At 40.5% G+C, this 25,899-nt stretch carries 22 protein-coding genes and 8 tRNA genes; 8 read left to right on the top strand and 22 right to left on the bottom strand.

Features of this window, described 5'->3' with window-relative positions; genetic code table 11:
• Positions 1-6: 6 nt before the first annotated feature.
• Entirely contained in the window at positions 7-1,008 is a 1,002-nt protein-coding gene (locus ACU0NF_RS09490; protein ID WP_445660943.1) for a CobW family GTP-binding protein, read from the bottom strand.
• Between the two features lie 280 nt (positions 1,009-1,288).
• Complete coding sequence (locus tag ACU0NF_RS09485) at positions 1,289-1,531, bottom strand: hypothetical protein (protein WP_445660942.1); 243 nt, start codon at positions 1,529-1,531, stop codon at positions 1,289-1,291.
• 57 nt (positions 1,532-1,588) lie between these two features.
• Here ACU0NF_RS09485 and ACU0NF_RS09480 point away from each other — a divergent pair, with 57 nt between their 5' ends.
• Together ACU0NF_RS09480 and ACU0NF_RS09475 are read left to right on the top strand one after the other, a co-directional pair.
• The gene (locus ACU0NF_RS09480; protein ID WP_445660941.1) at positions 1,589-1,822 is read left to right on the top strand and encodes a hypothetical protein; all 234 of its coding nucleotides are present in this window, start codon (positions 1,589-1,591) and stop codon (positions 1,820-1,822) included.
• A 342-nt stretch (positions 1,823-2,164) separates the two neighbouring features.
• A complete protein-coding gene (locus ACU0NF_RS09475; RefSeq protein WP_445660940.1) occupies positions 2,165-3,772 on the top strand; it encodes a bifunctional 3-(3-hydroxy-phenyl)propionate/3-hydroxycinnamic acid hydroxylase in 1,608 nt (535 codons plus the stop codon).
• Between the two features lie 105 nt (positions 3,773-3,877).
• Here ACU0NF_RS09475 and ACU0NF_RS09470 read toward each other — a convergent pair whose 3' ends face one another.
• The 7 genes from ACU0NF_RS09470 to ACU0NF_RS09440 form a co-directional block, all read right to left on the bottom strand.
• Positions 3,878-4,492, bottom strand: a complete 615-nt coding sequence (locus tag ACU0NF_RS09470; protein ID WP_445660958.1) for a glutathione S-transferase family protein — start codon at positions 4,490-4,492, stop codon at positions 3,878-3,880.
• Between the two features lie 139 nt (positions 4,493-4,631).
• Positions 4,632-5,525, bottom strand: coding sequence for a LysR substrate-binding domain-containing protein (locus ACU0NF_RS09465; protein ID WP_445660939.1), 894 nt, complete (start codon positions 5,523-5,525; stop codon positions 4,632-4,634).
• Between the two features lie 12 nt (positions 5,526-5,537).
• On the bottom strand, positions 5,538-6,728 hold the full coding sequence (locus tag ACU0NF_RS09460) for an MFS transporter (RefSeq protein ID WP_370984122.1): 1,191 nt from the start codon (positions 6,726-6,728) through the stop codon (positions 5,538-5,540).
• A gap of 20 nt (positions 6,729-6,748) precedes the next feature.
• Positions 6,749-7,324, bottom strand: a complete 576-nt coding sequence (locus ACU0NF_RS09455) for a TetR/AcrR family transcriptional regulator (RefSeq protein ID WP_445660938.1) — start codon at positions 7,322-7,324, stop codon at positions 6,749-6,751.
• Positions 7,325-7,456: 132 nt separating this feature from the next.
• Positions 7,457-7,978, bottom strand: coding sequence for an acyl-CoA thioesterase (locus tag ACU0NF_RS09450; RefSeq protein ID WP_131268580.1), 522 nt, complete (start codon positions 7,976-7,978; stop codon positions 7,457-7,459).
• A 405-nt stretch (positions 7,979-8,383) separates the two neighbouring features.
• Positions 8,384-8,584, bottom strand: coding sequence for a hypothetical protein (locus ACU0NF_RS09445; protein ID WP_445660937.1), 201 nt, complete (start codon positions 8,582-8,584; stop codon positions 8,384-8,386).
• 356 nt (positions 8,585-8,940) lie between these two features.
• The gene (locus ACU0NF_RS09440) at positions 8,941-9,930 is read right to left on the bottom strand and encodes a patatin-like phospholipase family protein (protein WP_445660936.1); all 990 of its coding nucleotides are present in this window, start codon (positions 9,928-9,930) and stop codon (positions 8,941-8,943) included.
• Positions 9,931-10,069: 139 nt separating this feature from the next.
• Between ACU0NF_RS09440 and chrA the strand changes: the two genes are divergently transcribed.
• Positions 10,070-11,278 carry a chromate efflux transporter gene (gene chrA, locus ACU0NF_RS09435; protein WP_445660935.1) on the top strand — a complete coding sequence of 403 codons (1,209 nt, stop codon included), beginning with the start codon at positions 10,070-10,072 and terminating at the stop codon, positions 11,276-11,278.
• Positions 11,279-11,333: 55 nt separating this feature from the next.
• On the opposite strand, the gene gltS is transcribed toward chrA, so the two are convergent.
• Positions 11,334-12,575, bottom strand: a complete 1,242-nt coding sequence (gltS, locus tag ACU0NF_RS09430) for a sodium/glutamate symporter (RefSeq protein WP_445660934.1) — start codon at positions 12,573-12,575, stop codon at positions 11,334-11,336.
• Positions 12,576-13,166: 591 nt separating this feature from the next.
• Positions 13,167-14,537, bottom strand: coding sequence for a DcaP family trimeric outer membrane transporter (locus ACU0NF_RS09425; RefSeq protein ID WP_445660933.1), 1,371 nt, complete (start codon positions 14,535-14,537; stop codon positions 13,167-13,169).
• Positions 14,538-14,926: 389 nt separating this feature from the next.
• Between ACU0NF_RS09425 and ACU0NF_RS09420 the strand changes: the two genes are divergently transcribed.
• Positions 14,927-15,634, top strand: coding sequence for a nitroreductase (locus ACU0NF_RS09420; RefSeq protein ID WP_445660932.1), 708 nt, complete (start codon positions 14,927-14,929; stop codon positions 15,632-15,634).
• Between the two features lie 77 nt (positions 15,635-15,711).
• Here the strand turns inward: ACU0NF_RS09420 and ACU0NF_RS09415 are convergent, their stop codons facing one another.
• Positions 15,712-16,929 (bottom strand): multidrug effflux MFS transporter, encoded by a 1,218-nt coding sequence (locus ACU0NF_RS09415; protein ID WP_445660931.1) that lies wholly within the window; start codon positions 16,927-16,929, stop codon positions 15,712-15,714.
• Between the two features lie 136 nt (positions 16,930-17,065).
• Here ACU0NF_RS09415 and yccS point away from each other — a divergent pair, with 136 nt between their 5' ends.
• The 4 genes from yccS to ACU0NF_RS09395 all read left to right on the top strand — a co-directional run bounded on the left by yccS (position 17,066) and on the right by ACU0NF_RS09395 (position 23,624).
• Complete coding sequence (yccS, locus tag ACU0NF_RS09410; RefSeq protein WP_445660930.1) at positions 17,066-19,240, top strand: YccS family putative transporter; 2,175 nt, start codon at positions 17,066-17,068, stop codon at positions 19,238-19,240.
• Positions 19,241-19,324: 84 nt separating this feature from the next.
• Complete coding sequence (locus tag ACU0NF_RS09405; protein WP_370984130.1) at positions 19,325-19,885, top strand: hypothetical protein; 561 nt, start codon at positions 19,325-19,327, stop codon at positions 19,883-19,885.
• 181 nt (positions 19,886-20,066) lie between these two features.
• Entirely contained in the window at positions 20,067-22,739 is a 2,673-nt protein-coding gene (locus ACU0NF_RS09400; RefSeq protein ID WP_445660929.1) for a PepSY domain-containing protein, read from the top strand.
• 102 nt (positions 22,740-22,841) lie between these two features.
• Positions 22,842-23,624: a YdcF family protein gene (locus tag ACU0NF_RS09395; protein WP_131384261.1), complete on the top strand. Its 783-nt coding sequence runs from the start codon at positions 22,842-22,844 to the stop codon at positions 23,622-23,624.
• A gap of 38 nt (positions 23,625-23,662) precedes the next feature.
• Here ACU0NF_RS09395 and ACU0NF_RS09390 read toward each other — a convergent pair whose 3' ends face one another.
• From ACU0NF_RS09390 to elsL, 10 genes are all read right to left on the bottom strand, one after another.
• On the bottom strand, positions 23,663-24,124 hold the full coding sequence (locus ACU0NF_RS09390; RefSeq protein WP_131268601.1) for a DUF2750 domain-containing protein: 462 nt from the start codon (positions 24,122-24,124) through the stop codon (positions 23,663-23,665).
• A gap of 74 nt (positions 24,125-24,198) precedes the next feature.
• Positions 24,199-24,274: transfer RNA gene (locus ACU0NF_RS09385), tRNA-Val, on the bottom strand.
• A gap of 91 nt (positions 24,275-24,365) precedes the next feature.
• Positions 24,366-24,442 (bottom strand) — tRNA-Asp (locus ACU0NF_RS09380).
• 37 nt (positions 24,443-24,479) lie between these two features.
• Positions 24,480-24,555 (bottom strand) — tRNA-Val (locus ACU0NF_RS09375).
• 30 nt (positions 24,556-24,585) lie between these two features.
• Positions 24,586-24,662, bottom strand: a tRNA-Asp gene (locus tag ACU0NF_RS09370).
• A gap of 13 nt (positions 24,663-24,675) precedes the next feature.
• Positions 24,676-24,751, bottom strand: a tRNA-Val gene (locus ACU0NF_RS09365).
• A gap of 21 nt (positions 24,752-24,772) precedes the next feature.
• A tRNA-Asp gene (locus ACU0NF_RS09360) sits at positions 24,773-24,849 on the bottom strand.
• Positions 24,850-24,900: 51 nt separating this feature from the next.
• A tRNA-Asp gene (locus tag ACU0NF_RS09355) sits at positions 24,901-24,977 on the bottom strand.
• Positions 24,978-25,002: 25 nt separating this feature from the next.
• A tRNA-Val gene (locus ACU0NF_RS09350) sits at positions 25,003-25,078 on the bottom strand.
• Between the two features lie 289 nt (positions 25,079-25,367).
• Positions 25,368-25,898, bottom strand: a complete 531-nt coding sequence (gene elsL, locus ACU0NF_RS09345; RefSeq protein ID WP_445660928.1) for a cell wall-recycling L,D-carboxypeptidase ElsL — start codon at positions 25,896-25,898, stop codon at positions 25,368-25,370.
• Position 25,899 lies beyond the last annotated feature (1 nt).

Genomic DNA, 25,899 nt, shown 5'->3' with positions numbered 1-25,899 from the left:
AAAATGTTACTGATCTATGCGGCAGTTCATCAGTGCTGTTTCAAAAACCAGCCAGTCTCGCTGATCTTGCACAATGATTTCAATGCGGTTATCAATGCCCTCTTCTGAAGACTGATAGTTAAATTGTTCCGGATTAAAATTAAAAGTTTTCCAACCCTGATTGGTATTAAAAATTCCTTTAATCCGCAGCCAATTCTTTTGTTCACAAAGCAAATCTAAAAGAGGATAAAAATCAAATTGCCAGCGTTTAGGGAATTTCCATCCCGCCACACTATAGCCTTGAGTAGTCTCGACATAGTGATAAGGCAACTGTTTAATTTCAGGCAGGCTTTGCTCTGTCGAAAATTTTTTTTGAATTTTTAGTAAGGGCTGAATCTTGCGTTCAGTGCCTACATAAGGCAGATCAATTTGCTGAAGGGAAATTTGTTCTTGCCCACTCATCAGCCAGGTTTGCTGATAGGCTTGATATTCAGTTTTTAATGCGGCTAGAGCTTGCTCATCAGCAAAATCCATAGTATCTGCATGAGAAACCACAATCTTCTGCGCAGCTTTTAACTGATCTGCATACAGATTCTGTTTGCTCCAATCAGCATCATGCAAACGTGAACCATCCACCACCGAGACTAAGGCACGCATGGCAATACTCTGTTGCCAATGCGGTTCGGTCAGTTGTTCCAGTAATTGCGCAGGATGTCCCAAACCGGTCGGTTCGATAAATAACCGGTCCGGTTTGGTTTCAGACAATAATCGCGACAAGGCAATTTGCATCGGTAATTGACTGCTACAGCACAGACAGCCGCCCAATAGCTCTTTGACTTGATAGCCCTGGGTTTGCGGTAACATCTGCTGATCTACCCCGATTTGCCCAAACTCGTTCATTAGCACTGCCCACACTTCACTTTCTGGTTTCTGACTGAGCAAATGCTTGAGCAAGGTGGTTTTTCCAGCCCCTAAAAATCCAGAAATGATATGCGTAGGGACAGCTTGCGTGGGAGAAATCAGTTTCAAAACTTACTCGCTATTCATTGGGTGAAAATCAATCCATGCAGTGCCCAGAACAAACCCTCTGAAACATCTGCATATTGCTCACTTTAATTTCTTCCTGAATTCATGGCAACATATTCACATTATTTAAAAAGACTTAGCCAACGCTTTTATTAAATTTTATTGAGTTAATTCAAACAAATATGAAATTTAAACTCAGTATCATTCATTTATTTTTACTTTATTAAAAGGCCAAATTGAGGAAATACAGCGCCTTATTTGAAAGATTTATTTACATTTAATCTCAAGCTATAAAGTTTCGAGAATGATGATTGAGACCGGTTTTGTTTGTTCTTGGTAAACAATAAACTTTTAAAAAAGCTGATACAGAAATATTCATATACATTTTTTCTTCAGTTTTTAGACCATTTCTTACAGTAAATAAACAATTAGCGCTTGGTTGTATTTTTCCGGTTAACGGTTCTGTTTCACTTTGTTGCTTGGGTTGCTCCCCTGCTCCAGGCTCTTTAGCATGAGCGCTGTCCATATTTATGTGATGATAAATATGGATCGAATAACTTTTTAAAGAATAAAGGATGCCAAAATGAAATTAACTCAAATATTACTTGCTTCTGTTTTTACCCTTGCTGCTGCAACTACCTTTGCTGCAACTGAAAAACAAACCAAAGAAGAGAAAGTAGTTGTTTCGACTCAGGAACAGCCAGCGAGCAGCGCTGATAGCACTGCAGATCAAGCAACAACGAATCAACCGGCTTCAGACAAAACCACGGAAGAAAAAACCACCAAAACGACGAAGTCCACCCAATCGACCAAGTGAAATAAATTTTCGTAATAACACGGTAAAACCCAATGCTGAATTATTCACTCCACCTGAGCTAAGCACAGGAATGATTTAGCAATTAAAGCTGAACTATTTAAATAGTTCAGCTTTTTTCACTTTAACAAAGATTTGGTTGAATGATAGAAAAAAATGATCATTGATTGAAAAAATTGTATAGTTAAATATCTATAGATTTATTATTTTTCAATATCTTAAAATATTTATACCATTTGAGCTGTTTTCTTTTCATTCAACATATCTACTATGGCATAGCTTGTTTAGACCCTCAATTTCACCGTTAATACACTTAGATGTGAATTGATTGAATGGACATTCGCTATGAGCAACAAAACAAATTACACCACTGAAGTGGCAATCTTGGGCGCAGGCCCTGTTGGTTTAACGATTGCGAACTATTTAAGCAAACAAGGTGTTCAGGTCACTATTATCGAACAGCTGGATAGTTTGATTGACTACCCACGCGCCATTGGTATTGATGATGAATCTTTGCGTACCATTCAATCACTTGGTCTGGTCGATCAAGTCTTGCCGCATACGACACCCAACCATGCAATGCGTTTCTTGACCCCTAAAGGTCGCTGTTTCGCAGATATTCAGCCACTTACCCGTGAATTTGGTTTCTCACGTCGTAATGCATTTATTCAGCCTCAAGTAGACAATGTCTTGCTGCAAGGTTTAAAACAATACGAAAAAACTGAAGTGCTTTTTTCACGTCAGCTAAATGAGTTTAGCCAGGATGCAAATGGCGTAACGCTTAAGATTCAAGATAAAAACCAGAAACAAGAAACGGTTCAGGCAAAATATTTAATTGCCTGTGACGGTGGCAACTCAATTGTACGTCGTACTTTAAACATTGCTTTTGATGGTAAAACTGCACCGAATCAATGGATCGTCATCGACATTGAAAATGATCCTTTAGCGACTCCACACATTTACTTGTGCTGTGACCCGGTACGTCCATATGTGTCTGCGGCACTTCCGCATGGTATCCGTCGTTTCGAATTCATGGTCATGCCGGGTGAAACTCAGGAAGAACTCAGCAAACCAGAAAACATCGCAAAATTGCTGTCTAAAGTCTTACCGAATGCTGAAAATATTGATGTGATCCGTCAGCGTGTCTATACGCATAATGCACGTATTGCCGATAAATTCCGTGTCGACCGGATTTTGCTAGCTGGTGATGCAGCGCATATTATGCCGGTATGGCAAGGTCAGGGTTATAACAGCGGTATGCGTGATGCATTCAACTTGGGATGGAAAGTTGCGCTGGTGGTACAAGGTAAAGCGACTGCAGATTTATTGGATTCTTACCAGATTGAACGTAAAGACCATGCCAAGGCGATGATTGATCTTTCTGTGATGGCAGGTCACGTGCTTGCGCCACCGAAAAAATGGCAAGGTTTTGTTCGTGACGGCATTGCCTACGCATTGAATTACATCAAGCCGATTAAACAGTATTTGCTTGAAATGCGTTTCAAACCGATGCCGAAATATAATGATGGTGCATTGCTAGCAGATGGTAAAAAGGAATCTCCAGTCGGTAAAATGTTCATTCAGCCGCATGTGAAACTTGAGTCTGGTGAAAAGGTTTTACTGGATGACGTGATTGGCAACGACTTCGCCATTATTGCCTGGGGTGTGGATCCACAATGGGGACTCAGTGACACCACCATGCAAGTCTGGAAAAATTTAGGCGTTAAATTTATTCAGGTCATTCCTGAAGTTCAGTTTGGCAATGAAAATCGTAAGAAATTTGATGGCGTGATTACCCTTGGCGATATTGGTACTGACATCCGTACCTGGTTTGGTAAAACCTCGGATTCGGTGGTCATTCTACGCCCTGACCGTTTTGTGGCCGCGCTTGCGATTCCACAAACTTTAGACCATGTCAGCCAACAGCTATTCAAAAAGCTGCATGTAAAATAATACAGCTATAAAAAACACATTCACTGAATCATATTCAGAGGCCTGACCACGCAAAGCGTGGTCTTTTTGATTCTGCTTTTTTTCCTGTTCAAATGACATTAAGAGTTAAGCATTTATTTTTTGAAACCACGGTACATCTTTCATTGAATCCCGGCTTCCGATGAGTTGAATAAAAGGCTTGAACTCATCTTGATAAGGCAAAATTTTGAAAGAGATGGCAAAAACTAGCCAATAAGCCAAATATAAATCTGCTGCTGAAATTTTCTCGCCCAGCAAATACGGATTAGCCTGTTGCATGCCCTGTTTTAGGAAAGCGAATAACGTTTCCTCATGACCAAAAGCCAAGCCCATTTTTCTCTTTTCAATTTGTTCTTTAGACACCTCAAGACTCTTTAAGTCCATATATTCGGTCAAAGGGCCATGACAAAAGAACATCCATTTCAAATATGCACCACGTTTGGGATCATCCAGTGCGGGTGAAAAACCTTTTTCACTATATTTATCTGCCAGATAGGTAAATATTGCCGCCACTTCTGAAATCACGATCCCTTCATCGACCAGACAAGGCACTTTCCCCATCGGATTAACCTTTAAATATTCGGCTTGATGCATTTTTTCATAAGGAATATGAATCTGTTCAATCTGGTCTTCAATCTCAAGTTCTTTTAATAAAGGAAATAAAGTCATGCCACGAGACTGGGCATTGTTATACAACTTCATCATTTTTTTGGCCTATCTTGTTATTTTAGACTTTAAGTATAAATCGTTTTAGATGAGGTATTGATGGTTGTTATGTGAGGCATGAATTGACTACGATGCTTTTACTGAATGAAAAGCATCGTGTAATAGAGATAATTTTTTAAAAGAAGCCCATATAAAATTGTTCTTTCAAGATTTTTAAAATCAGTTCAATCACTTGATTTTTTTGGCCTTTACGGTAACTGACGTGCAGGTCAATCATAGGTAAAGGCTCAAGGGTATTTTTGACCACAATTTTATCGCCCAAGAGAGGGATCACATAGGCAGGCACCAAACTCCAACCCACGCCCATTCCGACTAAATTGACATTCAATAAAATATTGGTCGATTGCTGTACCACTTTGACATTCAATTTGGCTTGCTTAAAAAAGTCGGTAATAATTTTATACAACTGAGGTGATGCAATTTCATCACTGATAATAAAATCCTGGTTGTTAAAGCTCTTGATGCTGACGTGACGCTGCTCGGCAATCGGGGAATCTTTCGGAACAATTAAAGCCAGAGGCTCGCTAAAAATTTGTACATGCTCAATTTCACTAGACTCATCAACATAACGGGTAAATGCAATATCAATATCGCCTTTCTTTAAAGCCTTGAATTGATCAGCATCGGTCATACTATGAAAGTTAATTTTAATTTCTGGAAAATGCACCCGAATATTCGGCATGATATAGGGGAAAATTTTCATTTCAGCCACAGGCACAAAACCGATATTCAGCTGGTCTTTATTCAAATTGGCAATTTGGCGTGCATCCTGAATGGCCTTTTCAGCATGTTCCAGACTTAGCAATGCCTCTTTTAAAAATGCTTTACCTTCTTCTGTCAGTTCGACTTTGCGATTCGATCGAACCAATAGCTGAACTCCAACTTCCTGTTCAAGGTCTTTAATTTGCTGGCTTAAAGATGGCTGTACCGTGCACATACGTAGTGCAGCTTTAGTAAAATTCAGCTCTTCTGCCACTGCAACAAAATAGCGTAAATGACGTAATTCCACGGCCGTACCTCTTTATTTGGGTTGTTTAAGTGATGCTGAAACTGTGTATTTATAGACACATAACGTCGCTACAGTAATCACAGCACAGAATAGATAAGTCATTTGATAACCATAATAGGCAATGATCAGCCCCAGAATCACTGAACCCAGAGCCATGCCTAAATCAAATAAGGTGAAGAAGGTCGAGATGGCATGTCCCATTCGCTGCTTGGGCACCGACTGAATCGCCACAGTTTGAAAGCATGGAAATAATGAGCCATAGCCAATTCCAATAAATATAGCAGATAGCCAAAGAATCCATTGGTTTGAGACAAAGCTCACCACCACCAAGCCTAAAGCAAAGAAAATAAATGAAGGATAAATGACGGCGCTGGCCCCTTTACGGTCATAAATTTTCCCGACCCAAGGCCGCACCACAATCATGGAAATGGCAAAGACAATAAAAAATAAACTGGTATAGGCCAGTAAATCCTTCGATTCACTATACGCAGTAATAAAGCTCATAATGCTGGAATAGGCAAATGCGGTTAGTAATGCCACAAAGCCAATCGGCACGGCACGCATTTCAATAATGTCATGCAACCCCAACCGTTTTTCTTCTACTTTTTCTGTTAATTTATCGAGTTTATTTTCTTGTATCGGAACCATTAAACAGAAAATAAAGCCCAGACAAATCACTGCGGTCAATATTGCAAACAGGCTAATAAAGTCAGTAAATTGCAGCACGGTTAAGGCAATTAAGGGTCCAAATACCACTGCAAGGTTGGTGGACATGACAAAATAGCCCATGCCCTCACCTTTACGATGATCTGGAATAAAATCATTGGCAATCGGCACGGTCACCGTGGTCAATATACTAAACCAAATACCGTGGATAAAACGAATCACCAATAAAGCCCACATGCTGTCGGCAAATAAATAGCTAAAAGCAAACAGGACAAATAAAAATTCGGATCCGCGAAAGGATATTTTTTTACCTAATTTTTCGACAATGAGTCCAGAAAATGGGCGAACTGCAATTGAAGAGATCAGAAATAATGTCAGTGCCAAACCGGCTTCTTTAACCGTTCCACCTAAATTTTTCATGATATAGATGGGTAAAATAGTCAGGAGCGCATAATAATAAGTAAATAAAAACAGGTTATTGAACAGACATAAAATGAAAGAGCGATTCCATAAGCGCTCGGTGTTCGGGGTAGTCATAATGATCAACTTAAGGGTAGCTATGGCGACTTTTGAACAAGAACAGGTTGCATGAGCAGATGTACCAAACTTTGAATATAGGTTTCATCGGGCATGCGATTGAAGAAAATAATTTGATAATGGATCGGCCCATACAGCGCATCCAGCATCAGCTCAAAAGGATAATCAGCAATAATTTCATGCCGTTCAATTGCGATTTGAATCAGCTTACGGGTTTGCTCACGGCGCGGTAATAAATACTGTTTAAAAAATTCACCCGCAGCTTCACGATGCTCAGCCATCACCACCAGCAAGGCTCGGCCCACCGGATGATTCAACGCATGTGCTAACTTTAAAAGTTGCTGATTGAGATTCAATTCCAGACTTTGCTCAAAATCCAGTTCAAATACTGAAGCGGTTTGCGCTTTGAAAGCATCAAAGACCAAGTCAGACTTATGCTTCCACCAGCGGTAAATCGTCGATTTCCCGACCCCTGCCCGTGCCGCAATGTCTTCTACAGTTAAATGGCTGTAATCATATTCTTCTAAAGCAGCAGTCACTGCTTTCAAAATACATTGTTTACGGCGTGAAGTTTTCTCAACCTCTACTTCAGTCATGGCCTCACCAAAAACGAAACGATACGTATCGTTTTATATTATGCCGATTTAGTACTGCTGTATAGATCAAAAGCATATTTTCATAGCAAAAAAAAGACCGCTTAAAAGCGATCTTTTTTAATCAATACATCATTAGCATTGTGAGGTTTTTTTATAAATACTGCATGATGGATGATGACTTTCTTGCAAACGAGCGACTTTGCGGTGTTCAGCCGCTTCAAAACGGCAGCGTTTCCAGTCATTATCTAAATTTAGCGCTGGGATTTGTTGTGGCTTACCATTTTCATCCACCGCAACCATGGTGAAATAGCAGCTATTGGTATGGCGAATCGTACGCTTTTGAATATTCTGCGCCTCTACACGAATTCCGATCTCCATAGAGGTACGCCCGACATGGTTTACGCTGGCAAGGAAAGTCACCAGTTCACCGACATGAATCGGTTCTTTAAAATTGACTTTATCGACCGATAAAGTTACCACGTAACTACCCGAATAACGGCTGGCACATGCGTATGCGACCTGATCCAACAATTTTAAAATTGTTCCACCGTGAACATTACCTGAAAAGTTTGCCATATCTGGAGTCATTAAAACCGACATGGTTAATTCAGACTGGTCATCTAATGCTGGAGCAATTTGATCTAATGGGGACATCGCGTTCTCTAGACTCTTTGATAGACAATAGTATTAAGTCATTATTATATCGTTTTTCTACGAAATAGAATGTCCAAATCGGCAATAAAGTCATCATTATTATTTATAGTGATTTCAGCATCATTCAAGAAAATATATATCAGTCTATTTAACAGGCTGTATCTGCTATCTTTTTAATTTATTGCAGTTTTTATAGAATAATTACTCAAAAAATATGATTACAAAAAATACACTCGCATTCATTTAAAAGTATGCCATTTTTAAATAATAAGGTAATTATGTGAATTAAGACTCAATGCAAATCCATTTGCAGATATTCTTTTTTAAGTATCTACTGCTTAAAAATAAAACCAGCCTCACACAAGTTAAATAGGACGAAATTAAATAAGACTTAATTAAACAGGATTAAGAAACGATTTCACGTCGTAGCATCTCTTTAGAAATATTGCCGTAACTGAGCACATTCTGCTGATCGAGCTGTGTTTCAATACTAAATGTACCGTCCGCATTTTCTGCAACGACAGTAAAAACCAGATGTTCCATAGTGGCCATTTTGACTTTATGTCCGATGCTAATTTTTTCTCTAATCATACTGCTGTTATTCATTTAACCATCCTTACAGAAATATGTGTTCATATTGACTTTAATGCAATTAAGTTTATTGATTTTTCAACTACTGGTAAACTTAAATCATTGAACAAAAAAGTATTAATACAAAAATAATATAGTATAAAACTTTTGGCTACTTAATTGCTTTTATTCAGAAATATCAATTAATTAATTTATCTTTATAATAGAATTCATCTTAATTCGCTTATTTATCAATCAACACAGAAATCTATGTGACACTATTGAAAATAGGAACAAGACTGCATTAAACAAAAAATTATGTCTTGTTCTTAACTCCTTTCTTCATTGTTACTACTCTTCATTATTATTATTTCAATTTTTTACAACTTCAATTAATCCTGTGCACTCAACTGAATTTTGTTTATTGGGGAATAGTGTTTTTGATTGAATACTGTCGAAATAGCATTTAATTGATTTTGTGCTGATTTTACGCCCGCTCGTATAGTCATTTCACGGCCTTTGACATCAAAAATATGTGCTTTTTCTCTTAAATCAGGCTGAATCACAATATCTGCATGTTTCAATTCTTCTCTGGCTAAATGGTTCTGCATGATATTAATATTCTGGTTAAACAGGCCCCAAACATTGCTGGTTTCAGTATGCACCGGTTGAGCCAGAATATCGACTGCGATCACAATATCTGCGCCCAAATCACGTGCGACATTGACAGGAACAGGGCTAACCAGGCCGCCATCCACATATTCATCTTCACCAATTTTAGTGGGCACAAACATACTTGGAATAGACACAGAGGCACGTACTGCTTGCCCGGTGTTGCCATAATTAAAGACCACTTTTTTGCCTTCTTTTAATTCTGTCGCCACCACATACATTGGGGTTTTAAGCAATTCCAAAGGTATATTATTCACTTGCTGATTGACGTAATTTTCAACTTTTTTGCCGTCAAAAAAACCTTTCATATCCAGTTTTACATCACGGACATCATTGGCTTTCATATTTAAAGCAATATCGCGCAATTCATTCGCGGTTTTGCCGCTGGCATAAATTGAACCCACAATACTGCCTGCACTGGTACCGACAATAAAATCAGGATGAATGCCTTGTTGTTCCAATACCTGAATCACACCAATATGCGCATAGCCACGCGCACCACCACTCCCGAGAACCAAAGCAACAATCGGACGATTTTCCTGTTTTTTTAATTTTTTAAAGTCAATGCGGTCGGCATGTACTTGTGCATCTACACTTGGAGATTCAGATAAGCCGGTAGAACCTACAGTAAGCTTGGAATGGGGAACACTTTGGCATCCCACTACACTTACTACAGCTAAAACAATAAACCCGAATTTGATATTTATCATGAACTACCCAAAGATGAATAAGCTTATCTTTTAAAAGTTGTACAGTTTAAGAACTATCTGTTTTTCACACTGTAGTATTTCGTTAAACTGCCATCGAAAAATATTAGCCTTTAAAAGATTGAACTGAGTGAATTTGCCAATGCCATATCTTCATTATCGCACTATTTTTCTAAATTTTTTAAAATTAGGCTGTCTGGCATTTGGTGGTCCCGCCGCACATCTGGTCTTCTTTCATCAAACCTTTGTAAAACAATTAAATTGGCTAGATGACCAACAATATGCCCAATTGGTCGCATTGGCACAAATTCTACCTGGACCGACCAGCAGCCAAGTCGGGTTAGCCATTGGCTATGTGAAAAAAGGCTATTGGGGCGCGGTACTTGCCTGGCTGGGTTTCACTTTACCTTCAGCATTAATGATGACCATGGTAGCCTTATTAGGCGAACAACTTTTCCCACTGCTTTCTTCAGCATTTTTCCATAGTATTCAACTAATTGTTTTGGCGGTGGTGACATGGGCTTTCTGGCAAATGCTGCGCAGCTTTTGTACCAAAATTTGGCAATACATTTTAATGCTCTGTTCCACCCTGTTTATTTATACTGTTTCCCTGCCCTTGAATCAAATTATTGTGATTTTTATTGCGGCATTGCTGGGCATATTCTTCGCACAAAAAAATGCGACTACAAAAGAAAATAAAGCGGAAAATTCTTCTTTAACAGAGGCTATTTCTTCTACAGAAAGATCAAATGCTTATCTTTGGTTCATAGTTTTTATTCTGCCTTTCTTTATCTTTCCAGTTCTGAACTGGCTACACATTGGTATGTTCACTCAAATTTTTGAAAGTTTTTATCGCACCGCTTCGCTGGTGTTTGGCGGGGGACATATTATTCTGCCTTTTTTGCATCAGGACTTTGTTGCCACAGGTTTAATTTCAGCAGAAAAATTCGATTTAGGTTATGCCTTTGCCCAACTGATGCCAGGGCCTTTATTTAGTTTTGCCAGCTATATTGGGGCGTTAATGCCTTTAACCGCATTTCCTGTACTTAATGCAGCCCTTGCAACTTTGGCTATATTCATTCCTTCCTTTCTACTAGTTTTTGGAAGCTTGCCTTACTGGTCATGGCTGATGAACCAAGCCTATATACGTCATGCTGTTGTGGGGATCAATGCAGCTGTGGTCGGTCTTCTACTGTGTATGGTTCTGCAAATGGCGCAGCATTATATTGTACAGCTGACTGATCTTTTATTTGTTGCAGTGGTCATAGCACTGCTTAAAACCAGGCTTCCCGTCTGGTTGAGCCTAATTGGCAGCTTCCTGGGCCATCAACTTGTTCTGAGCTTTTTATAATATTCAGAATAAAAAAGCCCCAGTTTCCTGGGGCTTTCTAGACATATATTCAGACTTATACAAAAAACTTAAGAATCAGCTGAATGACGGTCGCATTAATTAAATCGACAAAGAATGCCCCGCATAATGGAACAATCAAGAAAGCTTTATGCGAAGGACCATACATATTGGTAATAGCCTGCATATTGGCCACGGCAGTGGGAGTTGCGCCCATACCAAAACCACAGTGCCCTGCAGAAAGTACGGCAGCATCATAGTTTTTACCCATAACGCGGAAAGTCACAAATGCCGCATAAAGTGCCATGGTTAAGGTTTGTGCGCCTAGAATAACCACCAATGGGCCAGCCAAATCTGACAATTGCCATAACTTCAAAGAAAGTAAGGCCATAGCCAGATAAAGCGATAAGGAGGCATTTCCGAATACATCAATTGCACGGTCGAAAATTCTAACTTTAAACACCCCTTCCAGGACATTCCGCAGAATTACACCACCGGCCAAAGTCCATACAAAGGTCGGAAGCTCAAACCAGCTGCCTTTACTATAACCGGTCATAAATTCAGCAAAGGCCAAACATGCGGCGAACATACCCAAAGTGGTAATTGCATTATCAGCCGTAATTAAACGCACCTGATGCGGATATTCAAATTGAGTAAATTCAGTTGAATCGGTATCGGCATTAAGTGTTGAATCCCGGGCTGCAATTTGCTGATTAGTACGCGGCTGAGCAAGTTGATGACGGTTAATCAACATTTTGGCCAAAGGACCGCCAATGATGCCACCAATGATCAAACCAAAAGTTGCGCTGGCCATACCCAAGGCTAAAGCACCCTGAATACCGTGTTCAACTTCTAGAATTTCACCCCAGGCACCCGCTGTACCATGCCCACCCGTCAGGGTAATTGAACCCGCAATCAAGCCAATTAAGGGATCAATTCCCAATAAAGTCGCTAAGCTAATCCCGACAAAATCTTGCACGACAATAAATGAAGCCACACAAACCAGGAAAACCACCAGCCCCAAACCGCCTTCTCTTAACTTGCTAAAGTTTGCACTTAAACCAATAGAGGCAAAGAAAATTAGCATAAAACTGGTCTGTAGTTCAGTACTGGTAGAGATACTGAGACCCCAAATATTGTGCACAAATAGTGAAACAATCGCAGCGACCAAGCCGCCCGCCACAGGTTCGGGAATATTGTAGCGCCTTAAAAAATCAATTTTATTGACAAGAAACCGTCCTAATAAAAGAACGATTACCGCTGCAATGAGCGTATAAAAGGCATTAAAAGTAAATTCCATCATCATTGTCCATAAAATGGTTGGATTCTTTTTGTTCTATAGCCTTTTTATTTTCTTGAAACAAAAAAGCTCAAGAACCATTTGATAAAAATCAAATGAAATAAAAGCTGTACAACAAAAAGGAATAAAGAAAATTCATTTTTGATGAAACTACGGACAAGGAGATCATTTTTTCATATAGATGAAAAATATCAAAAAAGACGATGCAAGTTATTATATTCTTGGAATTCAATAAAAGAACATTTCCTTAAATCCCTACTAACCCGCTTACTCATGAGAGATCGTCTCAATTAAAGCTTCTAGTCCATATCATGCTAATTTCTGCAGGATATGCAGAAATAAACAATTCATTTTTAGCAATGATAATGCTATCACGCCAGGCAATGTTCAAAAAAGCGTATATTATCCAAATTTGGTGATTAATGTCTCTATTTATTTACAATTTTGCCTATTACTAAAAATTAGGTTTTTCACGGTTTAATTTTTTAAATAAATAACTTTTATAAATAATAATTCATATTGCCAAACTAGAAATAAAAAAGAGGCGAATAAATCACCTCTTTTCTTACTCAATATTTCTAATTTTTTTAATTAGAAATTGTATTTTGCCATTAAGCCGACACGGTTATCTTTATATGAATCACCTGCAAATGTTTCACGCTTACCGTTAACATATTCAACACCTAGGTCAATCGGTGCAGCTGGTGAATAGATAAAGTTAATCCAAGCTTGTTGAACTTCTTCATTAGCTGCACGATAAAGTTTTGCATAATCAGTACCATCATCGGCAAACTGTGCGCCATACGCTAAAGTTGAACGTAATTTAGGCGAGAATTTATATGTCGCACCGACTTGAACCGCATTAAATTCATTCTGCTCTATATCGCCATTAACTGGGTTTAAATAGAAAGCAGAGTTGCTACCATATAAGTAATTGCTGTTACCCACAACATGTGAAACATCAGCTGAAACTTTTAATGGCTCAGATACTTGATAATTTACCCCAGCTGCCAAACCCCAACCCATTTTATCATCATCACTCGTTTCAGATTTATAGTGCTCAAGTAACGCACGACCTGAAACGGCGCCTTTTCCATCAGCAAAACTTTGCGTTAATTTAGCTGTTAATACAGGCAAGTTATATTTAACACCAGAACTTACATCTTCATCAGTTGTCTTTGTACCAGTGACAGCACCTGTAGTATCTCGAATTTCCGTAACAGTGCGTTTAAAAGCTGTTGCAGAACTATTACCCTCTTCAGCAGAGAAGAACAATTGCGTTGCAGGAGAGAGTTTTAGACCATAACGTACTTGTGGAATACGCGCTGTACCACCACCGACATTGGTACCAAAATCAATCATTTCTGGTGCATGATTCGACAGGAAGTTAGATGTGGTTTGACCGAATAGCCAGTCGTTATAGGTTAAATAAGCATGACGAATACGCAAGGCTTCATTGGTGCCAGCAAAGTCAACCTCAACTTTACCGCCGACTTTAGCATCACCTACTGGTGTATTGAAATCCAAACCTAAACGGGTCGTTTTAGCAGTTGCACGCAATTTATCTTTTACTAATGCAGTACTCGCACCAGATTTACTTACTGCATTAAAGTCATCATCAGCACCTTCAATAATGTAGTTCGCATCACCACGAACGAAACCATATAGGTTTACACTTGAACCTGCTTTAGTTTTAAGGCCTGTGAATGCTGATTCAGGTTTAGCTGCTGGTGCTGCTGCAAGTTGCACAGGCTGCGCTTTAACTTGTTCAATTTGAGTTTGCTGCTGTTGTTGAACTTGATGTTGCTGTTGAATTAAAGATTTTAATGTTTCAACTTCTTGACGTAGTTCTTGAATTTGTTGTTGCTCAGTTTTACCTGCGTGCGCTGTGCTTACCATTACAGCTGTAACTGCCAATGCTAAACTTTTAGCCATAAATTTACCGTTGAGTAAGCGACTCATTCTTATCTCCAATTTAAATATTTCGCATCCGTGCATAACTGACCCTTAAAAACTCAACAAATCAATGAAAAAGTCATGATTCAAAATTTTAAAAAGCTTCAAAAATCATTGCATTTTCTGCTTATCAGTACAGTGAAAAAAGCTTAACGTATTATGAAAGTACAACATATGTAAACCATATGTAGCCAACAATCTATCAATTTCTTCGCTTGATTAAAATCGGTTTTCTTGAACAATGATTAAAAAATCGTCTTATTTTTAAATATTTATTTAAAAATAATGAATACATTCTTTAGCTTAGCGAAAATTCACACAAAGTCTTATGCATAAATATTAGACTAATGTATATAGTAATAAGCGCTAAAAAACTCATTTCAAAAGGAATTTTTATGAATTTGCAACAGGTTCATCATGTTGATGATGCGATTACTTCACGCCATTCTGTACGTGCTTTTTTAAATAAGGCAGTTGATCCGCAAATCATTAAAGACATTTTAACTGTGGCAAGTCGGGCACCCTCCGGAACCAATACACAACCCTGGAAAGTGTATGTTGTGACGGGGAAAAAACGTGATGAAATGGTTGAACGGGTATGTAAAGCACAAATCGAACTGGCGAATAAGCCAGAACTGGCCAGCCAATATCAAGAAACTTTTGCTTATTATCCAGAAACCTGGATTTCACCCTTTATCGAGCGTCGCCGTGAAAATGGCTGGGGTTTATATGGTTTATTAAATATTCAAAAAGGTGACAAAGAAAAAATGGCGCGCCAGCAACTGCGTAATTTCCAGTTATTTGATGCACCTGTTGCCCTCTATTTTACCGTGAATAAGGCCATGGGAATTGGCGCTAAAATGGATATTGCCATGATGATTCAAAATGTCATGATCGCCGCTAAAGCACGCGGTCTGGATACCTGCCCTCAAGCCGCCTGGAATCATTTTCACCGCATTGTACTGGATGTACTGAATGCCCCTGAAAATGAAGAACTGGTGTGTGCCATTGCATTGGGTTATGCCGATCCCAACGATATCATCAATACTTTTATTACTCCGCGTATAGCCGTTGAAGAATTTACCGTGTTTCTGGATGAATAAATAGATTTATTCAATCTAAAAAAAAGAGACCTAAATACAGGTCTCTTTTTTTCTATTTTTACTTTAGTTTTTCAAGATTAACTGTGCGGTCGCTCATGATGTGCAGGCGGATTTAATTGCTTGATCGCAAGCAGAGTCACAGCTACAAACATCAACATCACCAACCCCATGTTCAAGAGTGCATTCCAAATCAGAAAATTCAAAATCACGCCACCCAATAAACCACAGGCAAACTGCATACTGCCCATAATGGCACTGGCAGTTCCTGCGCGCGAACCTTGTTCCGACATTGCCAATGCCATGGCATTGGGTCCAGTAAAGCCAATCCCTGCCACCGCCAAAAACATACCTGAAAGTACTATCCACAATGGGATTTGGCCCATTAAACCGGCAATGAATAAAATAGCTGCGCCTATTAACTGAAGCGTGCCACCGATCTTTAAACGGCCAAGCACTGAAAATTGATGCGCCAGTTTTTTATTTAGCGTCGATAACAACATAATACCAAAGGCATTGATACCGAAGGCATAAGCGAATTGCTGCTGATTCAGGCCATAATCATCCATTAACACCGAAGCCGATGAACTGATATAACAAAATAACACCCCGCCCGAAAAACACCCGGCCAGCATGGGTAACCTAAAACTGCGATCAATAAAAATGGCCGCATATAACCTGCAGATCTGGCTGAGATTCAATTTTAAACGGCGTTCGGGGGTGAGACTTTCTTTAAAGAAAAAGTGTACACACAGCAAGCAGATCACACCCATCAGCGTTAAAAATACAAACACCGCATGCCAGGAAAAGAACTTCAATACCATTGCACCCAAGCTTGGCGCAATAATCGGTGCAATCCCCATGACAATCATCATACTGGCGAAGGCCTGCGCGGAAGCTTGCATATCTAGACGGTCACGAATGGCAGCTCGGGCAATGACAACGCCAACGCAGCCGCCAATGGCCTGTAAAATACGCGCCGCAATCAAGCTCCATTCACTGGTGGCAAAAACACAGAGCATACTTGCCACGATATAGAGCAGCAAACCAAAATAGAGTGGCTTCTTACGGCCAATTCGATCACTCAATGGACCATAAATCAGTTGTCCCAATGCCAAACCTAAAAAGTATGCAGGCAAAGTATTGGCCACCATTTGGGTGCTTACCCCAAAGTCACTGGCCATTTGTGGCAATGCCGGCAAGTACATGTCGATGGAGAGTGGACCCAGTGAGGTTAGTAAGGCCAACAGCATAATCCATGCCGTAGAATATTGTTGAGTAAACTGCTGTTCAGACATATCGATATTTAATTTTTAAATGGCTGCTTTAAAGACAAGCTTACACTGTACATAGTATTATTTCCCAGAATTGAGAGTGAAAAATCACATAATTCAACAACACAATGCACAGATCACCTTGCGGTAGGAACCAACTTTGAAATCTTGGCTAACGCGGCTTAAACAAGCGACGTATAACACCACCTTTATGTATAACCTGCGCATGATTATTGCATTTGCAGGGACGGCTTTTGTGCCCTATTTTATGGGATATCAACTTGCAACTATTCCTTTAACATTGGGCGTCGTGGCTGCAGGTTTAAGTGATATTGATGACCGTTTCTCGGTTCGTATCATGAACCTGATTTATACCTATATCGGCTTCTTTATTACGGCCTGCTCGGTTTATTTCTTGTTTCCTTACCCCATTTTATTTGCCTTGGGCTTGATTGTTTCCTGTATTGGCTGGATTCTGCTCGGCTCATTAGGGCGCCGTTATGCCACCATTTCCTACGGCTGTCTGGTGATTTCAGTTTACTCGATGCTGGGGGTTGAACTGTTTGACAACTGGTATAGCCAACCCCTGCTGCTGGTTGCAGGTGCCGCATGGTATGGCCTGATTTCAACCATCAGCTTCTTGTTATTTCCCGTTCGCCAGGTTCAAGATAAATTGTCGCAGTGTTATTCATCCTTAGGCGATTTTCTGTTTGCAAAATCAAACCTGTTTGATATCGACATGACCCCGAGTAGTTATCAGCAAAGCATGATTGAGCTGTCTCTGGAAAATGGCAAGCTGGTCGGCATTTTCAATGAAATGAAAACGGCGCTGTTGACCCGTTTAAAGGGTGACCGTGGGCAAAAAGATACCCGTCGCAGCTTGCAATATTATTTTGTCGCGCAAGATATTCATGAACGTGCCGATTCAGCGCACATTGACTATCAAAAACTGGTTAAAATTTTTGAACATAGTGATATTTTATTTCGCTTCCAGCGCATTCTATTTATTCAAGCCAAAGCCTGCAAAGATTTAAGTCACAGTATCATGCGCCGTGAGACCTATCAGCATAACAAGCGCTTTAAGCCTGCTTTTGCCAATCTAAAACTCTCTTTAGAGAAATTACGCGCTGAACAGCAATATGACCAAGTCTGGATCAATGCCCTGTTCTCGCTGTATCAAAATTTAAAGTCAATTGATGCGCAACTACGCAACGTCGAAACAGAACGTCATATCAAGTTTGATAAAGCCAAACATATTGAACACCAGCTGAAAGATGATGACTTAAAAGGCTGGGATGATATGGTGATTCGTATCAAACAGCATTTAACCCCGGAATCTGTGCTGTTTCGACATGCGATCCGGGTCTCGATTGTGTTGCTGATTGGCTATATTTTTGTCCAGCTGACCAATATTGAATATGGTTACTGGATTTTATTGACCGCTCTTTTTGTCAGCCAACCCAACTTTAATGCTACCAAACGCCGTTTACGTCTGCGTATTGTCGGCACTTTAATCGGTATTATTCTGGGCTATGCCATTTTGTACTTTATCCCGTCGATTGAAGGACAATTATTATTATTGGTGTTAAGTGGCGTGTTGTTCTTTGAATTGCGCAGTAAACAATATGCACAAGCCACCGCGTTTATTACCATTCTTGCACTAATCAACTTTAATCTGGATGGCATGGGCTTTGAAGCAGCCTTACCCCGCATGATTGATACGGTCATTGGCTGTGCCCTGGCATGGTTTGGGGTCAGTTTTATTTTCCCGGACTGGAAATTCCGTCGCCTGTCACGCACCATCAATCGCTCTCTCACTGCACAATGTGACTATCTGGCAGAAGTCATTGAACAATATAAACAAGGGCGTAATCACGGTTTAAAATATCGTGTGGTTCGTCGTGCCGCACATAATAATGATGCCGAAGTTGCATCACTCATTTCAACCTTAGCCACAGAGCCGGATTTCGATCCAACCCAAAAAGCCTTGGCTTTTGAATTCTTATGTTTGAATCACACCCTGCTCAGCTATATTGCTGCGCTTGGTGCGCACCGTGAAAAAATACAGGATCAAGAGGTGTTAAAGCTTTTGGACTTGGCTTTAGAAGATATTCAAGGTTCTTTATTGAAAGATGAAGTTCCCGATCTGACCGCACAAAATATGCTGAACACGATTCGTCAACGCTTAAGCCAAAATAATGAAGATGACCAGAAACCGTTGATTGTTTTGCAGCAACTCTCTTTGATGTTAAGTATTCTGAATCAACTCAGCCGTTTAAAGCAAGGTTTGAGCCATGACCATGATGAGAAAGCCACCGAATTGGCCTCATTATAATTCGAATGATTTTGGAACAATATACTCACTGAATTGGTATAAATAATGCTAAACTTTTTACAGTTCTAAATTTGTTAATTCATTATGACCGCGAAAAATTTATACGCTTATACCCTACAGCCTGTGAACTATGAAATTTCAGAGGCTGAACAACGTCAAGCTCAACTTGCGATTTGGCGTAGCACCAACAAAATTGGCACTAAAACATGGGCGATTATGGCTGCCGTGGCTGTCCTGTCTATTGTTGGTATTATCCTGTTAAAGAACTATTCGACCATTTTTTGCTGGGTGGCATTGGTCTGCGTCGTGGCGTACTTCCTCATCCGTAAATTCGGTCTGGAATGGTACGTGAAACGTAAAATGAATGAATTCCCTGTACAGGAAATCAAGGGTATTCGTTTAGGCGTTCAGCCACACGGCCTGATCATGCGTCAAAAAATGGGTGCGCAAGAAGGTGTCGGTGCAATCGGCTGGAAAGATATTTATGAATGGTATAACACTCCTGACTTTATGTTGATTAATTTCAAGGTTAAAGGTCAGCAAGGTGCTTATATTCTGCCAAAACGCATGGATTCAAAGAATTTCTCATTCAACACTATCCGTAAGCATTTAACTGAAACAGTGGGCGAAGCGAAAAAAGTCTAAAGCCCTGCTGTAATGAAAAAGATTTGAATAAAAAACCTCCAAAGCATTGGGGGTTTTTTATTACAAAAACAGATACAAATGAGAATGAGAATAAATATTACCTGCAAAATCCTTATTATCTGCCAGAAGTTCAGTTATAATTCGCGCCAATACTGTCCACCTCCCGCATCTTTTTTCAGCTATGTTAAAAAAAATCTTTTTTCAGATCCACTGGTTTCTCGGGATTAGCGCTGGGTTAATCCTTTCGATTATGGGGGTTACCGGTGCCATTTATTCATATGAACAACCGATTCAAAAATGGCTGAATCCAGATAGTTATACCGTACAAGCTGAAAATCGTGACAAGTTAACCCCTGCAGAACTGTATCAGCATTTTCAAATTGCCCATCCAGAGATAAAAATAAATAGCATCACTGTTGCCAAAGACCCTACTGCCTCTTCTAGCATGAATATTGTCAAAGAAGGTGCGCGTAAGGGCTATAACATGATGATTAACCCCTACACGGCTGAAGTTTTACCTGAAATCAAAGGGCGGGAGTTCTTCCAGTTTGTTCAACAGCTGCATCGCAACTTAACCGTTGGGCCGGTCGGTAAACAGATTACGGGCGCATGTACCCTTATGCTGCTAATCTTTATATTCAGTGGTTTATATCTGCGTTGGCCTAAAAAGCACTCTTTCAAGCAATGGCTAATGATTAAACCGCAACTGAAAGGCCGTAATTTTCTCTGGGACTTGCATGCGGTTGTGGGTACTTGGGTGGTTATTTTCTTCCTGATTATCGCGTGTACCGGCTTAACCTGGTCTTATGGCTGGTGGCGTAGCGGGCTGTATACCGTGATGGGCGTCGAACAACAAAAAGAGTCAAAAGGTGAAGGTCGTGGCGCTGGAGAAGGTCGCGCTGAACGTGGCGAAAATGCGCCACGCGGTGAAGGACGTGGAACAGCTGAGCGTGGTGGCACTGAACAGGCACAATCAGCTAACGCAGGTCAAGAAGGTCCTAAACAAGATTCTCGTGGTGAAGGGCGCGATAAACCGAGTTTAAGCCCTGAGCAAGTCAATGTTGCTCTAAGCCAAACCTGGACTGGATTTAATGCACAGGTCGGTCGTGATTATTCTAGCCTGACCCTCAACTTGCCGAAAAAAGCCAATGGCGAAATTGAACTGTCTTTTGTGGATGCTGTTCCACAACATGAACGTGCACGTAATAAAGCCACATTTGACTATAAAACTTCATCCATTAAAGACATGGAAATTTATGAAGATAAAAAGTTAAATGAAAAAATCATGAGCAGCATGTTGCCTGTTCACCGGGGTAGCTTCTTTGGCCCCGTGTATCAATTCATGGCAATGCTGGCTGCACTTTCAATGCCATTGTTCTTTGTTACGGGCTGGATGCTCTATCTTAAACGCCGTAAACAAAAGAAACTTACTCAAGCAGCACGTAACAGCTTAACTGCTGTCAGTATTGATCCAGATGCCAAACCTTGGCTGATTGCTTATGCCACCCAAACTGGTATTTCTGAACAACTGGCTTGGCGTACGGCAACCAGCTTGCAAGAGGCTCATCAGCCTGTAACCGTAAAAGCTGTACAGCATTTAAGCCTGGATGATCTAAAAAATACGGAACAAGTCCTGTTTGTCGCCAGTACTTACGGCACAGGTGAAGCACCGGATTTAGCTTCAAGTTTTGCCAAGAAAATACTTTCATCACAGCTTGATTTAAGCCATCTACACTATGCTGTTTTAGCCTTGGGTTCCCGCGATTATCCAGACACCTTCTGTAGTTTTGGACATGAAATTGATGCCTGGTTAAAACAAAATAGTGCACAACAATTATTTACCACCATTGAGGTGGATAATGCCAATCATCAGCAGATTCAGGCATGGAACAATGCTTTAGTCAAAGTAACCAAGCTTGAATTACAAGCCATGAATATCGAAAAAACATTCGATACCTGGACACTCACAAAACGCGATCTGCTCAATCCGAACAGCTTGGGTGCACCTGCATTTAATATCGAATTAAAGCCAAGTCATGAAGTGATTTGGCAAGCCGGTGATATTGCAGAAATTCAACCGAGTAACAGTGCTGAACGTATTACAGCCTTTATGCAAAAGCATCAAATCCAGCCGAAGACACAAGTAGATTCGTTACAGCTCAGCATTGAACAGGCGCTATGGGATAAAGATTTAACCACAGAGGTTGAACCTTTTGCCAATATGGAACATTTACTGGAACAGCTAAATACCTTGCCTTCGCGTGAATATTCAATTGCCAGTATTCCTTCGCAACAAGTACTACGCTTAGTGGTACGTCAACACTCGGATGCTCAAGGACAATTAGGCCTGGGTTCGGGCTGGCTAACTCAACATGCAGCATTAAACAGTGAAATTGCGCTACGTATCCGCACCAATGAATCTTTCCATCTGATTGATGATAATCGCCCAGTGATTTGCATTGGTAACGGTACGGGTCTTGCGGGCTTAATGAGCTTGTTACATGCACGTACCCGTCAGGATTACACTCAAAACTGGCTGATCTTTGGGGAACGTCAACGTGAACATGACTTCTTCTATCAAAGTACGATTGAAGCTTGGCAAACCACAGGCATGCTGCAACGTCTCGATTTAGCCTTCTCACGTGATCAAGAAGAAAAAGTCTATGTGCACCATAAACTACGCGAGCAAGTCCAGGAACTTAAAACCTGGGTGGATAATGGTGCGGTGATTTATGTTTGCGGTAGCATCAACGGCATGGCCAGTGATGTCGATCAAGCCCTGATTGATATTCTAGGTGAAGCAACAGTCGATCGGCTTCGTCAAGAAGGCCGTTACCGTCGTGATGTTTATTAAATATTAAAGCCAATAAAAAACCGAGTCTTAGCGCTCGGTTTTTTATGTTTAAAGTATCTAATTTGTTTAAACTAATAGCATCCTTTACCCAGAGTTAGCTTAATGTCCGAGTATCTAAAACGCAGCTTCAGTTTTATCATAGGCAGCTTATTGGCACTCGATGGCTTATGGTTACTTTCACTCGATAAAATCCATTTAGGCATCATTCTTCCGATTATTATCGGTATCGGATTCATCCTGTATTCCATCTTTTATAATTTTATTCAATTAGTGATCAATAAAAATAAATTACGACTGACTTTATGGCGTTGTTCTTGGGCAGGATTTTTTCTGTGGCTTGGCACATTGCTGATTTTTTTCGCTTATCTGCAATATACGATTCAACAAAACACCACAGCACAACCGGCAGCCGCAATTATTGTACTGGGCAGCGGTATAGAAAATGGACAACCTTCACCCACTTTAAAACAACGCTTAGATGTCGCTGCAACATATGCTAATCGCTACCCTCAAACCATTATGGTGATGACCGGAGGTTTAGGCTTTAAAGAGCAGATGACTGAAGCAGAAGTGATGTCTGAATACCTGCAAAAACACTATCAGATTGATCCATCCCGCATTTTATTAGAAGATCAAAGTACCAGTACCGAACAAAACCTGCACAATGTGCAGCCCTTGCTTAAAGCACATCACATTACCCTAAGTGCGCCTATTGTCATTGCGACCAGTGATTTTCATCTTTTGCGCGCCAAAGCCATAGCCAAACATCAGGGCTATCAACAGATCCTGACTATAAGTGCACCGACACCCTTGTATATTCGCTACAACTCTTGGTTAAGAGAATACTTTGCTTTTATCAGCGGGTGGTTACTCAACGAGTATTAAATCGGATCAGCAACTTTTAATATGATGAATAACAAGTATTAATTCAAGCGAATGCTACGTGGCATAGGCAACTTAGTGTCTTTAAATAACTCTGGTTTTTGCAAATAGATCTGATACAGATAATTTTTCATGTCCAATAATAATTTTTCAGGAGCAACCAGGACATTCTGCCCTTCAGGCGTTAAATCCATCGACACACAGGTATTTTCTTGACGTAAAAAAGGAATAACTTTTTCAATAAAATCTTTAAGTGAAATGTCCTGAATTTGATAATGTTCCCAATTATCTTTAATCAACAACTTTGCCAGGCTTTTATGCTGCCAAACGGCGAAAGCGCGCTGACCTGTAGGCGTCGCACATAAAGCCCAGCCGTCATCATATAAAGCGCTAACAGAACCTTGAGCAACGATTGTTTCAATGAATTGTTTATAAATATCGTGAGCATTGTAGCTGTTATTTTGATTTTTGGACGCAGCTTTGCGTTGATATGGATTTCTCATAGTTTTTCAATATTTAAAATTATTATAGTCTTGAGATTCTATGAAAAAAACAGGATTTGAGCAAGGAGAATATATGGTGGGCGCTGACGGGATCGAACCGCCGACATTCTGCTTGTAAGGCAGACGCTCTACCAACTGAGCTAAGCGCCCTTGAGGAATAAAAATAGCATGGCTATTTTTATGACGCAAGAAAGAAATCTTGCTGGATGTAACCATGATCTAGAACAAGGAATCTAGAAAATGGCGCAGCGGACGGGACTCGAACCCGCGACCCCCGGCGTGACAGGCCGGTATTCTAACCAACTGAACTACCGCTGCACGGCAAACTTATAAATAAGTTTCATATCCGAAGATATGGTGGGCGCTGACGGGATCGAACCGCCGACATTCTGCTTGTAAGGCAGACGCTCTACCAACTGAGCTAAGCGCCCTTAAAGGGTCTTACATTTCGATTTTAAGGATGGCGCAGCGGACGGGACTCGAACCCGCGACCCCCGGCGTGACAGGCCGGTATTCTAACCAACTGAACTACCGCTGCATCGCAAAAAATCTGGTGGGCGCTGACGGGATCGAACCGCCGACATTCTGCTTGTAAGGCAGACGCTCTACCAACTGAGCTAAGCGCCCTCAAGAGGTCTATCATGTAAATGGCGCAGCGGACGGGACTCGAACCCGCGACCCCCGGCGTGACAGGCCGGTATTCTAACCAACTGAACTACCGCTGCATCTACACAATGTCGCTATTGTGGTACAAACAACTTGTTATCTGAATTAAGTGGCGCAGCGGACGGGACTCGAACCCGCGACCCCCGGCGTGACAGGCCGGTATTCTAACCAACTGAACTACCGCTGCACTTAAGTCATTTAACGTAAAGGCTTGGTGGGCGCTGACGGGATCGAACCGCCGACATTCTGCTTGTAAGGCAGACGCTCTACCAACTGAGCTAAGCGCCCTTTACGACTTCATCGTTTGTGTGGTGCATTATAGAGAATCTATGCAGCCTGTCAAACGCTTTTCTGCCTGTTTTGTTTTTTTTACGTTTGAGTGATTAAAAAATAGGTTAATCGCTATAAAAACAAACAATTTCTGTCATTTATTTAGAATTTTCTGCAAAAATTTATAATTTCATCGGTTGGTTTTGACTCAAAATTGCTCATGTTTTTTGAACAATTGGGAAATAACGCTATTTTTTAGCCAAGCTCGATAGATGAATTTTCACTTTTCATCTATTAAGCTGTTTTTTTAGAGAACTGTGCCTGTTTTATGACCAGTTGAATTTAAACTGTGCTCGGATATAAAAACCAAAGCTTGTTCTGGAATAAGCTCGAACAGTTCAACCACATCATCATTGCGCATGCGAATACAGCCATGTGACATCGGAATACCCATCGGTTCGCTATCGGGAGTGCCATGTATATAGATATAACGCTTAAATGTGTCGCAGCCCTCGCCCTGATTAAAGTTGTCTTCCAAACCGCTTAACCAGAGAATACGTGAGAGAATCCAATCCCGTTCAGGAAATTGTGCCGCTAATGCTTGATTATAGACTTCGCCAGTTTCCTGTCTGGCTTTGAAAACTGCATTTTTAGCTGCGCTGTGACCAAATTTGAGCGCGACTTTATGCCAGCCTCTCGGGGTCTTGCCTGAATTTTCTTGCTCACCAATGCCATTCTTACCCGAAGAAATCACATAAAACTTATTATGCTTTGGCAAAATTAAGCTTTGTTCAGCCAAATCAATCCAGACGTCTGCTTGTTCTAAGGTATATGACATG

The organism is Acinetobacter sp. F16 (assembly GCF_052712855.1).
This window is presented reverse-complemented; position numbering and strand designations above follow the sequence as displayed.